The sequence below is a fragment of the Desmospora profundinema genome (genome assembly GCF_031454155.1).
Classification (GTDB): Bacteria; Bacillota; Bacilli; order Thermoactinomycetales; family DSM-45169; genus Desmospora; species Desmospora profundinema.
Map to the genome: position 1 here is coordinate 72,580 of NZ_JAVDQG010000005.1, position 11,870 is coordinate 84,449.

10 protein-coding genes are annotated in these 11,870 nt (G+C 53.6%); 2 read left to right on the forward strand and 8 right to left on the reverse strand.

From position 1 onward, the window contains the following. Positions 1 to 78: 78 nt before the first annotated feature. The 5 genes from radC to JOE21_RS11705 form a co-directional block, all read right to left on the reverse strand. Positions 79 to 774, reverse strand: a complete 696-nt coding sequence (gene radC / locus JOE21_RS11685) for a RadC family protein (RefSeq protein WP_309866281.1) — start codon at positions 772 to 774, stop codon at positions 79 to 81. A gap of 59 nt (positions 775 to 833) precedes the next feature. Then, the gene (locus tag JOE21_RS11690; protein WP_309866284.1) at positions 834 to 1,451 is read right to left on the reverse strand and encodes a Maf family protein; all 618 of its coding nucleotides are present in this window, start codon (positions 1,449 to 1,451) and stop codon (positions 834 to 836) included. A 303-nt stretch (positions 1,452 to 1,754) separates the two neighbouring features. Then, positions 1,755 to 2,864 carry a hypothetical protein gene (locus JOE21_RS11695; RefSeq protein WP_309866287.1) on the reverse strand — a complete coding sequence of 370 codons (1,110 nt, stop codon included), beginning with the start codon at positions 2,862 to 2,864 and terminating at the stop codon, positions 1,755 to 1,757. 100 nt (positions 2,865 to 2,964) lie between these two features. Then, positions 2,965 to 3,636 (reverse strand): prepilin peptidase, encoded by a 672-nt coding sequence (locus JOE21_RS11700; protein ID WP_309866290.1) that lies wholly within the window; start codon positions 3,634 to 3,636, stop codon positions 2,965 to 2,967. A gap of 23 nt (positions 3,637 to 3,659) precedes the next feature. Further along, positions 3,660 to 5,549, reverse strand: coding sequence for a terpene cyclase/mutase family protein (locus tag JOE21_RS11705; RefSeq protein ID WP_309866291.1), 1,890 nt, complete (start codon positions 5,547 to 5,549; stop codon positions 3,660 to 3,662). 143 nt (positions 5,550 to 5,692) lie between these two features. On the opposite strand from JOE21_RS11705, the gene JOE21_RS11710 reads away from it, so the two are divergent. Both JOE21_RS11710 and JOE21_RS11715 read left to right on the forward strand, forming a co-directional pair. After that, the gene (locus JOE21_RS11710; protein WP_309866890.1) at positions 5,693 to 6,430 is read left to right on the forward strand and encodes an ABC transporter ATP-binding protein; all 738 of its coding nucleotides are present in this window, start codon (positions 5,693 to 5,695) and stop codon (positions 6,428 to 6,430) included. Continuing rightward, entirely contained in the window at positions 6,427 to 7,671 is a 1,245-nt protein-coding gene (locus tag JOE21_RS11715; protein ID WP_309866293.1) for an ABC transporter permease, read from the forward strand. Before JOE21_RS11710 ends, JOE21_RS11715 begins: the two co-directional genes overlap by 4 nt. A 169-nt stretch (positions 7,672 to 7,840) precedes the next feature. Here JOE21_RS11715 and JOE21_RS11720 read toward each other — a convergent pair whose 3' ends face one another. The 3 genes from JOE21_RS11720 to murC all read right to left on the reverse strand — a co-directional run bounded on the left by JOE21_RS11720 (position 7,841) and on the right by murC (position 11,860). Continuing rightward, a complete protein-coding gene (locus JOE21_RS11720) occupies positions 7,841 to 8,482 on the reverse strand; it encodes an SCO family protein (protein ID WP_309866294.1) in 642 nt (213 codons plus the stop codon). Between the two features lie 282 nt (positions 8,483 to 8,764). After that, positions 8,765 to 10,282 (reverse strand): glycine betaine uptake BCCT transporter, encoded by a 1,518-nt coding sequence (locus JOE21_RS11725; RefSeq protein WP_309866297.1) that lies wholly within the window; start codon positions 10,280 to 10,282, stop codon positions 8,765 to 8,767. 183 nt (positions 10,283 to 10,465) lie between these two features. After that, positions 10,466 to 11,860 (reverse strand): UDP-N-acetylmuramate--L-alanine ligase, encoded by a 1,395-nt coding sequence (murC, locus tag JOE21_RS11730; RefSeq protein ID WP_309866892.1) that lies wholly within the window; start codon positions 11,858 to 11,860, stop codon positions 10,466 to 10,468. Positions 11,861 to 11,870: the final 10 nt, after the last annotated feature.

Here is an 11,870-nt window from a genome sequence, read left to right on the forward strand (position 1 = left end):
CTCTCTTTGCTTCCAAACCAAAATCGCATCTCCCGCTCAGCCCTTCTGCTTATAAAGTAGTTATCTTTTGCATCTCTCTCATACGGGCATGATCCCTTTTTCCTTCATGCTGTAAAAACGACTGTCACCAATGATGATATGGTCCAGTAAATCAATTCCCAACAGCCGACCCGCTTCAAACAATCGCTCGGTAACATGGATGTCTTCCCGGCTGGGGGTGGGATCGCCACTGGGATGATTATGAACACAGATAACGCCGGCGGAACTTTTCCTGATCGCTTCCCGAAACACTTCCCGGGGATGTACGACAGAGGCATTCAAGGTGCCGACGTAGATACATTTTTTATCGATCACCACGTTTTTCGTATTTAGAAAAAGGCAGACGAAGTGTTCCTGGGAAAGATACCGCATCTCGTCCATACAAGCTTCAGCTGCATCCCGCGGAGAACGAATCGCAACTTTCTCTCCGGGAACAGCGCGAAACACCCTCCGTCCCAGTTCGATGCCTGCCAGCAATTGGACCGCCTTTGCCGGCCCCACTCCGCGGATTTCAGTCAGTTCAAGCAGATCTGCCTGAGCCAGCCCTTTTAATCCATCCACTTTAGACAAAACACGGCCTGCCAAATGAATCGCCGATTCGGCAGCGGTACCGGTCCGCAACAAGATCGCCACCAGCTCCGCATTTGCCAAGGAAGCCGGTCCCACCTGAAGCATGCGTTCCCGCGGCCGTTCCCCTTCCGGCACATCGCGAATGAGCAAGGAATCCCGTTCCATCCCATGCCTCCTGTCGTCTTCCGGTCCATAAGGAGGCTCTCGTTGAAACAGGCGTGGGGTCAAACCTTACGTTCCGGAGAAAATGGCTTGGTCATCATCGGATAATCCATCTGTTTCAGCATGTCGTACAACAACGGAAGCGACAAGCCCACTACGTTGGTGTAACAACCGTCGATCCAATCCACCCAAATGGAACCAATCCCCTGTAGGCCGTATGCTCCAGCCTTGTCCAACGGCTCCCCGGTGGATACATACCAATGGATTTCTTCAGCGGTCATGTTGCGCACCATCACTTCGGTCACCCGATGACTGATCAGCCGTCGTGATACCTTGCCCCCATCCATCTCCACCAGGGCGATCCCCGAATAAACTTGGTGTGCTCTGCCCTGCAGGCGTTCCAGGATACGGCAAGCATCCTCTTGATCCGCAGGTTTTCCCAAGATCTTTCCCTCAAGAGAAACAACGGTGTCCGATCCGATCACCACCGCTTGACGCCGGGTGTGAGCCACCGCCAACGCTTTTTTGGCGGCCAAAATTTCCACCAGCTCCCCCGGAGAAGGATCACCGGGAACTTCTTCCGCCACCCAACTCGGGTGAACGGAAAAGGGGACACCCAGAGAACGAAGGAGTTCCCTTCGTCGCGGAGACCCGGAAGCAAGTACCAGTTCCGGCTGCATAAGGGCCCCGACCTCCTATCCGTTTGCACATAGAAAAGTAAAATGCTTCCTTCAACTATTCGAGTCGGGAAGTGCATTTCTAATCGGTTATAAGTGAAAAACAGACCCTGCAAAGAGTTCCCGTGAACTCCGTTGGGTCGGTTGTCCGCCTTACCAAAAGGTTGTCCCTATGGGACGACAATTAGAAGGCTGAAGGTTGCCCCTACGGGACGACAATAAATAAACGAAAGGTTGGTTGATATCGCTCGATACAACTCAAGTTTAGCAAAATCAGCATGCGGGAACAAGAAACAATCCCGCTTTCTATTGAAGTGCGGTCACAAAATTTTCATAAGCCAATGCATATCGAATAAGGCCCTCCTGGATTTGCCACAACATCGCTTCCTCCGGGTTGTTCACATTGGCTTTTCCGCTCTGCACCACCTGATCCAACGCCTGTACCATTTGGGTGAAAGGGTCCTTGGCTTTTTCGGGCAGATCCCCTTCCGCACCATCGGCCATTGCCGATACCTTTTCCGACGACTTCTCCACTTGATCCCACACCGGTTCCAACGATCGCTCGCCACTGACAAGACCCTGACTGGTTCGCTGAGCCATCAGCGTATAGATTTGATGCCCCTCTTTTACCAAAGAAGCCACTCGTTTTTCCATTGTTTCTTTATTTTTATCAGATATCGGAACCGTAGACTCCTCTACATGATGTTCCTTCAGAATCACTGTCTGATCGTTTTCCTTGTACATCGCGGACAGTGCAGCTGAGTCCTCTTGATTGATTCCCACACCCAACAGCAGGCGATAAGGGGAGTTGACTGTCATCACAGCAGCCCAGCCTTCTCCCCGAATTTGTCGAACAGCCTCTTCCGCTCCTTTTTTCTCCCGGTATGTGCCACCCTGAACCATCACCCCCGTTAAAGCGGGGAGCTGGATGGTAGCAGCCCCCTCTTCTTGTTGTTCCTCCGAATGGGGTTGGGAAGATTCCGTTTCACCCGATTCGGATTGCAAGTGAGAGTCGATACTGCGGGGGGAATTGTCGGATTCACCTGAGAAAAATAGGGATAGGACGAGAAAACCCATTAACGTTCCAAGCAAGACGGCACCCGCAATGGAAAGAACCACGGAACCCACCGTCTTCTTGTCAGGCAACTCTTTGCGAGAATAGGGTTTTCCCCATTCCACACTCTCTTCTTCCTCTTCTCTCCACTTTTTTGACCCCCGCGAGACCAGAGAGGAGGACGGTTTTTCATCAGCCTTGACTGATACGGCAGGCTTGTCCTTTGTCGATCTCTGCCTCGTCTCCTGCTTGGTTTCTCTTTTAATAGGCGGATCCAACGTCTCCTGTTTCCCGGAACCCATCTGTATCGTAGGAGGACGCCTCCCCTGATGAAACCGAATCGTCATGCGTTGCTTCTCCATCGTGATCGTCCCTTCTCTCATTCGATCCTATTCCATCTATATGGGTTGCTAGTTTGGTATAGAACCGAAAATGAATCCGGTTGATCCATCCGCCGTCTCATTACTCGTTCACCAGAGACAAGTACCACCCCGTTAACTCCTCGCCATACCAAAATGCGACGAAAAAACCGATGGCCAAATGCGGCCCGAAGGGAACCGGAGTCTTTCCTTCCACCCGTCGGCTCATCCATAACCATAGGGCTGTCAAACCGCCGCTTATGATGGCCAGGCCCAAGCCGGCGCCCAACGCCGGCCATCCCAAGGCCCAGCCGGCGGCAGCGGCCATTTTCACGTCTCCTCCCCCCATCCCTCCACCGCTTAACAGGGATACCAGTCCCAATAGACACATTCCGGCCACTGAAGCCACCAACAAAGGCACCCATGCCTCCCCGCGCACTCCCTGCAACAAGATAAACACCACGGCTCCGATCCCGTTCAAGCGGTTGGGAATGATTCCACGCATGCAATCCGTCCACACTACCATGAGCAAAAACAAAAGCAGAGCCAACGCCAACAAGGCTTCAGCAACATCCTTCGCCAACCAGACAACACTGGCCCCGCCCAATGAAAGACCGATACTGCCCCACTTTTTTCCCCAACGATATTCGGCTGGCCGAATCATCCGCTCCTGAAACAACCACCCCCCGGCCACGGGCAGGAATCGTCCCGCCCACCACCCGACAGTCACTCCCACCCCAATCATCACCCACACTCCGCCGGACACCCCTTCCATTCATCCCTTCTATTTCCATTATACTATGAATACGGCGCAGGGGCGGACGAACCGTATTTCTTTTCATACCGGGCCAACACCCCTAATGGCCAGATATAGCGATAGCTATGATAATGGATGTAAAACTGGCCAGCCATTCCGGCTCCGGTGGGATACGTGATATGTTCCCCCTTTTCCCACGTCAGGCTCGCCAACCGTTGGATTCCGGCTTGGATGGGAGCGGTGGGATGGTCGTGACAAGCGATAAGGGCATCCAGCGCCCAAGCGGTTTGAGACGGAGTACTCTTATTTAACGGAACATAGCGTCTCTCTCCATCACTGCGGCAAGATTCTCCCCACCCCCCGTCGGGGTTTTGAACGGATAAAAGCCACCGGACACCCTTCGCTACTGCCGGGTGGGAGAAAGTGCAACCAACAGCGGTCATCCCCGTCAATGCGGCCCAAGTACCGTAGATATAAGCAATTCCCCAGCGACCAAACCAGGAACCGTCCTTCTCCTGTACTTTCTCCAAAAAACGAATGGCCCGCTCGGCGGCGGGATTTTCCTGTTTCCACCCCCGATAACGGCCTAAAAAGGCCAATGTCCTCCCTGTCAAGTCCACCGTGGATGGATCGGTTGCCACCATTTTAAGGTCTTCCGCCGGCAACAGGAGTTGCGGCCATCGTTTATCCGTATTCTTTTCAAATGCCGCCCAGCCTCCATCCCGGTTTTGCATGCTGGTCAACCACCGCACCCCCCGCTCCCATGGCCCGCTCAATGACGGGTCGACAGTCAAACCTCTGGCCAATACACGGAGACAGGCGGCGGTATCATCCACATCTGGGTTAATCGTGTTGATGTCGGAAAAGCCCCACCCCCCGGCAGGGACACCCGGGTTTTTTATCGCCCAATCTCCCAAGCGGGTATGTTGACGTGTCAATACGTAATGGCGGCCACGGACCATCGCCTCATCTTGGGGAGGAATCCCCGCCTCTCCTAAAGCATCCATTAAAAGGGCCGTATCCCAGACGGTAGAAGTGGTAAATTGCATATGGAGACCCTCCGCCGTCGGAATGACAAACGAACGCACTCCCCGGATCGCTTGGGTAATCCAAGGATGGGACGGGGAAAAGCCCAGACCCAACCATGCGAATACCATCAGTAAAGTGGTACTGAAATAACTGTATAGGGTTCCATCCGCCTCCGTACGGTTGCGCATAAACGCGGCCGCCTTGGCCAGCGCGAGCCGCTCCCCCACCTTTCCGGACAGTTCCGCCGGCAAAGAATCCTGAATGTGCCGTTGGAGGGTTGGAGAGATGCTGATTGAATCGGTTAACATTCCCCATCCCGTCAAATCATGGGGCCCCCTGGGAAGAGATCGTGCCACCCGAAGATGAGAAGCAACCATAACCGGTACCAGATGACAACGGGTGAAGCCGACGAGGTCAAAAAGGTTAACGGGAAACCACCATGGCAAGAGCAAAAGCCGGATCGGCAACCGGGGCTGTCTGCCCCAATCCAACATCCCCACCAAACTGAGCACAATCCGTGTAAGAGAGCCGGCTTTACGGATCCCACCCTGAGAGCGAACCCGTTCCTGGGCCTGCCGGATCAGGGTGCCGTCCGGAGATTCTGCCCCGGCGGCCACCAATGCTACGGAAGCCTCCACCGTGGCGGAGACATTGACATGGGGTTCATCCGCATATAACCGCCAGCCGCCATCCCTGTCAGCAAGAGCCCGCAAACGTGACACAATCCCCTCACGCAGTTTAGGGTCCCGCCATCCCACTCCCTCCATCAACAACAATGTATAAGCATCCGTCATCGGACCGGTTTCAAAGCAAAGGCTCCAACGCCCATCCCGCTTCTGTTTTCGCAACACCTCATCCATCAATTGTTCCCGTGCTGCCCGAACGACACTGATTGGGTCCATAACCTCCCCCCCTCTTCAAAACCATATGGGAGAGAATACGCTGCCAGAAGTCAAAAAGCTTTCTTCGTGAGTACCTGGACAGGGCCTTATGCACTGGGATAAGATGTCAAGGACGGCAATCAAACCGGAACGAAAAGCGAGGGATCTTTTTGCTTGAAATACAGAACCTAACAGGCGGTTACGCTCCGCAACATCCCGTTATATTCGATATCGATTTCCGCCTGGAATCCGGCGAAATGGTAGGATTGATCGGTTTGAACGGAGCGGGGAAGAGCACCACCATCAAACATATTCTGGGCTATCTGCAACCCCACTCCGGCTCGATCCTCTTTCGCGGCAAAAGCACGGAGAAAGATCCGACGCATTTCCGACGCGAAGTGGCATACATAGCGGAAACTCCTTATCTCTATCCAGAACTAACCCTGGAGGAACATCTGGAATTGACGGCGATGGCCTATAATCTGGATGCGGGATGGCGGGATCGGATGGAGGAATTGCTCGAAGAATTTCAGATGACCAAACGACGCCGCTGGTATCCCGGCACATTTTCAAAAGGAATGCGTCAGAAGGTGATGATCCTGTGTGCCCTGCTGGTCCGTCCTTCCCTGTTGATCGTGGATGAACCGTTTGTCGGACTGGACCCCTTGGCCACCCATTCCCTGCTGGAACAGTTAACCGCGATGAAACGGGAGGGGTGTGCCATTCTCCTGTCCACTCATGTATTGGCGACAGCAGAAAAGCATGCGGACCGCTTCATCTTGTTGAAGGAAGGGCGGATCGTCCTCAGCGGCAATCTGGACGACATGAGAAAACAGGCTGGGCTTTCGGGCGCTTCCCTGGATGAGCTGTTTGTGTTCACAGCCAAAGGGGAGAGACCATGAACGATCTGGATCATCTGTTTCAGGACCGCAGGAAAAAGGCGTTCGAAAAGGGCGGCCGGTACGCCCTCGCCATTGCCCGCACCCTGAATCTGTTTCCGGCGCTGTTTGCCATTTTGGTTCTTGTCTTATACCGCAAACTGTTGGAAGAATGGCTGCCTCCCGATTTTCCGGTTGCCTGGTTGCTGGCGGTGATCCTGACGCCGGTACTGGCTTCCACCCGTTTCCGTACGTTTATACAGCCGGCAGACCCCTTTTTTCTGGCTCCGGCCCCGGATAAACTCACCCGATACTGGCAACGGACTTTTACCTATAACGCCACGATCCAATGTTTAGCCGTGTTGGGCTGGATGGCGTTTTTATCCCCGCTCTTCATCCAGCGGTTGGGGGATGGGATCGCCTGGGTCATGGCGGTTGTGGTCCTGATCACGTTCAAAGTGTTTCTTCTGTGGCTTCGGCTCCATGAACTGTTCGGAAAGCACCCCCGCTGGATCGATCCCGTCATCCGTTGGGTAACCAGTGCACTGGTTACCATCTGGCTATTCCAGGGCGAATTTTTTGGAATCCCGTTACTGGCGGCCTTGGGTTGGACCGGATTCCTGATCCTCCATCATCGAAAAAGGCGCCCACCCCAAGGGTATATCCCCTGGGACCGATTGGTGTCCGAAGAATCGGCCACCGTCACCCGCTACTACCGGTTGGCCAGCCAGTTCATCGATGTGCCCCAAGTGGGAAACGAGGTTCGGATCCGACGGGGATGGGGATGGCTCAATCGTTTCCCCGCCCGCCGGCCCGAGCATACCTACCTTTATCTGTATCAACGGACATTTCTTCGTTACCGGGAGCCATTCGGAGTCTCCCTTCGTCTGACGCTGGTGACCGGACTCGCCCTGATATGGGCGGAGTTTAGCTTGTCTTTAGCGGCGAGCCTGTATTTCCTGGGTTTATGGATGACGGCGGTCCAGCTTCCCTGGATCAGGCGCATCCACCGTTTTCAACCCTGGTTCCGACTTTATCCCTTACCCGAACAGCAAAAAACATTAGGCCTGTCCCGGTTGGTGTGGATAATTCTTCTCGCGCAAAGTTTGTTAATACTGGTGCTGCCCGCCCTGACCTGGGAGAAGCCCTTTCCTTCTGTACCCCTGTTGCTGGCGGGCGGATGGACCTTCTCCACTGTCTACGCCCGCTGGCGCATCCCGCGAAGTATGAGGAAGCGGAAGGCTGTTTCTACGATGCGGTCATAAATGACAGCGCAGCCGGCTGACACATCCCCGTTGGAATCAAGCAGGGCACATCATGCATAAAAGATCCCCGACGCAAAAAATCCAGTGAACCATTCCATCAGAATTGGTTCACTGGATTTTTTAACGTTCCCGGCACAGGCATCATGATCATGCAATCACACAGCCTTAGCTACTTTTGTTCGCCTTCCAAATCTCGAATATCCTTAACCATCTGTTCGACGTCCGGATCCATACCGTCGTATCGCTCATGCACGTTTCCATCTGCATTCACCAGGAAAAAAGAAACAGGGTGGTTGATTAAAAGCGGATCCTCCTCCTGCATCCGTTGGACATCTCCTTTGAAGCCTTCCCGGGCGAAGGTTTCAATCTCTTCCTGAGCATATCCGGTCAGAAAGCGCCAGTTATCAAAGCTAAGGTCGTAGTTGCCGGCAAACTCCTTCAACACTTCCGGTTGATCATGTTCCGGATCCACACTAAAAGAGATGATTTCCACCTCCACTCCCTGTTTCTCCAACTCCTGTTGTACTTTGGTCATGTTGGCCGTCATCGGTGGGCAAACATCGGGACAACGGGTGAAGATAAAGTCCGCCAGCCACACGCGTCCCTTTAAATCATCCAAGGTGACGGGATTGCCGTCTTGGTCGACAGCTTCAAAGGCAGGCACTTGCCAATTGAGAGGTTCCGCCTGTTCCTGAGTGGCGTTGTCGGGCTCCTGCCCGGTTCCTCCACCACAGGCAGTCATGATCCCTGCAACCAAGAACAGCATCGCCGGTACCCATATCCGTCCTGTAATACTTTTCCGTTTCATCATAAAACGTCCGCTCCTTTCCCTCCGGGGAAGGGACACCCTATCCATCGCCCAGCGGCCATACCGAAAGGGGAGATTCGTCCCTTTCTTCCGAAGGGACTCATCCTCCACTTGGGAACCCCTTTCCAATTCTTCCTCAGTGTAAACCAAACACCGCCCCATTAACACGTTCCGACGGGGACTGTCACAAAAGATTCCAGTTTCCAACCCCTCCCCATACTAACAACCCAAAAACCGTCCCAAGGCTGTAAAGCCCGGGGACGGTTTTTATTGGAGATCAGGGGGTTATACGGCCCGTGAACGCTTTGGGGCCGCTCTCTCCCGTTTAAGGGAGACAAAGAGTGAGACACCCATCCCGATCAAAACAAACGTAAAGGGGAAGGCGGCGATGATCGAAGCCGTCTGCAATCCTTGCAATCCTCCAGAAGCCAGCAGGACAGCGGCAGCAGCCGACTGGATGAACCCCCAGGTGAGCTTAACCGATGCACTTGGGTTCAGGCTGCCGTTGGTCGTTTGCATCCCCAATACAAACGTGGCGGAATCCGCCGAAGTGATAAAGAAGGTGCCGATCAACAAAATAGCGATGACAGTTGCGAGTGTGCCGAGGGGAAGTGTTTCAAACAGGCTGAATAACGCCACTTCCGTTCCCAACTCATTCATAGCCTCCACGATGCCGGCTCCGCCGAACATCTCCGCGTTCAGACCAGCTCCACCCATGACGGAGAACCAGATGGCGCTGAACAGCGTGGGCACAGCCAACACTCCGAGGATAAACTCCCGGATTGTGCGCCCGCGGGAAACCCGGGCGATAAACGTTCCCACAAAGGGTGCCCAGGAGATCCACCACGCCCAGTAGAAGATGGTCCAACCCTGTGTCCAGGCGGCCCGCTGGGTCTCTTCAAAGGGGGTAATTTGCAGACTCATTTGAGGCAATTGTTGAAAATACCCCCCAAGAGTGGTGGTGAACAGATTGGCCATGAATGAAGTGGGTCCCACGATGATCAAAAAGACCAACAGGGCGATGGCCAGAGTGATGTTCAGGTTGCTGAGGTACTTAATCCCCTTGTTCAGTCCCGACCAAGCGGAAACCATAAACAACACCGTAACCACAGCAATGATCATCAATTGGGTGGCCAGGTTGTTGGGAATCCCGTCCGACAGGAAGGAAACCCCACCGGCGATTTGAGCGGCACCAAAACCGAGTGAGGTGGCCACCCCGAAAATGGTGGCGAAAACAGCGAGAATGTCGATTGTTTTCCCAATCGGCCCGTTTACCCGTTCTCCGAGGAGTGGATAAAAGGTCGCGCTGATCAAACCCGGAGCGTCTTTGCGAAACTTGAAGTAAGCCAAAGCCAGAGCGATCAGAGTATAGATGGCCCAAGGATGAAATCCCCAGTGAAACAGTGTGTAGCGAAGGGAATTAACCGCATCCGCTTGGGTCCCCCCTTCACCCGTGGGCGGACTGGTAAAATGGGTCAGCGGTTCCGCCACTCCCCAAAACACCAATCCAATCCCCATTCCCGCACTGAACAGCATGGCAAACCAAGTGATAAAGGGATATTCCGGTTGTTCGCCATCTTTTCCTAACTTAATATTGCCGAAGCGAGTAAAGATCAAAGCGATGACGAAAACCAAAAAGCCGGTGGCGGCCAACAGGTAAAACCATCCGAACTTGCTTTGTAAAAAGCCTTGGATGTCACCCGTCACATCGGCCAAATGGCCCGGTGTCAATGTTCCCCATAATAAAAACAACAAGGCGATAATAACAGAAATACCGAACACACTTTTGGATACTTTCTTCACAAAAACCCACCTTTATGTTGAGATCAACAAATTATTTTTTCCCCTTTTGACCAAAACACAAACTCCTGCTACTGACGCCTTCGGTTATCCTCCTTAGGATGGATGACAGTCGATTGCTTTATCCCAACCGAGAGACGAGGAAACGGGAGAAAGCCCATCCGCTGAAGCGGATAGGCAATTTCATCACGTTAAATTGGCCTTTTCTCTGCGCTCTTGTAAAGCGGGAACCAAATGATGTGCCACCCGCCAGATGTCCCCTGCCCCCATGGTAATCACCAAGTCACCGGGACGGGCTTGTTCCAGCAGCCATTTCTCCACATCTTCCTTAGTATCTCTAAATAGAGCACGAGGATTACTATTGACCCGTACCATCTCCACCAGTCGCTCCGACGTTACCCCTTCGATGGGGGGTTCGCCGGGAGGGGAATAAATACTGCTGATTACCAGCTGATCCGCCTCACCGAAAGCCCGGCTGAATTCATCCATCAACAGATGAGTGCGGGAATAACGCTGGGGCTGAAACACTGCCAGAACTCGCCGGTTCATCGCTTTTAAGCCACTAAGGGTCGCCCGAATCTCCGTGGGGTGGTGAGCGTAATCGTCAACCACCAGAATATCATCCACTTCCCCAATCACTTGAAAACGTCGTTTGGCTCCGCGGAAGCGTGCCATCCCTTCCGCGATGGCAGAAAAGGAGATTCCCGCCTCTAAACAAACGGCTGTTGTCGCCAGCGCATTGGCGACATTATGACGACCCGGTACATGGAGCGTCATCTCCCCCAATTCTTTCCCATGGGCATGAACAGTAAAGGTGATCGTATTCAGATGTTGACGGATGTGGGTCGCCGTCACATCGGCAGAACGATCTAAGGCATATGTGATGATGCGGGCTTGGCAATCATCGGCGATTTCCCTCACATAGGCGTCATCCCATCCCAGAACCGCCAACCCGTCTGTTTTCACTTGACGAAGAAATTGACGGTACGCCTGTTTCAAGTTGTTAAAGTCACCGTCATAGTTCTCCAAATGATCCGGTTCGATATTGGTAACAACCGCGATCTGGGGATTATATTCCAGGAAGGTGCCGTCGCTTTCATCTGCCTCGGCGACCACCCAGTCGCTGGAACCTGCCTTGGCGTTGCTGCCCAGGCTGACCACTTCCCCGCCAATGATATAGGAAGGATCGACGCCGGCTTCTTCCATCGTCTGCGCGATCATAGAAGAGGTGGTCGTCTTTCCGTGGGCACCAGCAATCGCCACCCCTTTTTTGTCATTGAGGAGAAGCGCCAGCATCTGGGAGCGATGATAAACCGGGATCCCTTGCTCCCGCGCCGCCTTCCATTCCACATTGTGTTCAGGAATACTGGAGGAATAAACGACACGGTCCGCGTTTTCCACCAGCATCCCATCATGGCCGAGATGAATTTCCGCTCCTTTGGCTGCCAACGCTTCTGTCAGTTTGTTGGACGAAACATCCGACCCTGTCACCCGGTGTCCCATCTCCAACAACACCCGTGCAATGGCACTCATCCCATATCCGCCAATCCCGATAAAATGAACATGTTCTTTTTTTGAAATCAACCCGCTC

Bases quoted from the DNA above. Each gene is read 5' to 3' on its own strand.
- radC (WP_309866281.1), bottom strand. From the start codon at position 774: ATGGAACGGGATTCCTTGCTCATTCGCGATGTGCCGGAAGGGGAACGG.
- JOE21_RS11690 (WP_309866284.1), bottom strand. From the start codon at position 1,451: ATGCAGCCGGAACTGGTACTTGCTTCCGGGTCTCCGCGACGAAGGGAA.
- JOE21_RS11695 (WP_309866287.1), bottom strand. From the start codon at position 2,864: ATGGAGAAGCAACGCATGACGATTCGGTTTCATCAGGGGAGGCGTCCT.
- JOE21_RS11700 (WP_309866290.1), bottom strand. From the start codon at position 3,636: ATGGAAGGGGTGTCCGGCGGAGTGTGGGTGATGATTGGGGTGGGAGTG.
- JOE21_RS11705 (WP_309866291.1), bottom strand. From the start codon at position 5,549: ATGGACCCAATCAGTGTCGTTCGGGCAGCACGGGAACAATTGATGGAT.
- JOE21_RS11715 (WP_309866293.1), top strand. From the start codon at position 6,427: ATGAACGATCTGGATCATCTGTTTCAGGACCGCAGGAAAAAGGCGTTC.
- JOE21_RS11720 (WP_309866294.1), bottom strand. From the start codon at position 8,482: ATGATGAAACGGAAAAGTATTACAGGACGGATATGGGTACCGGCGATG.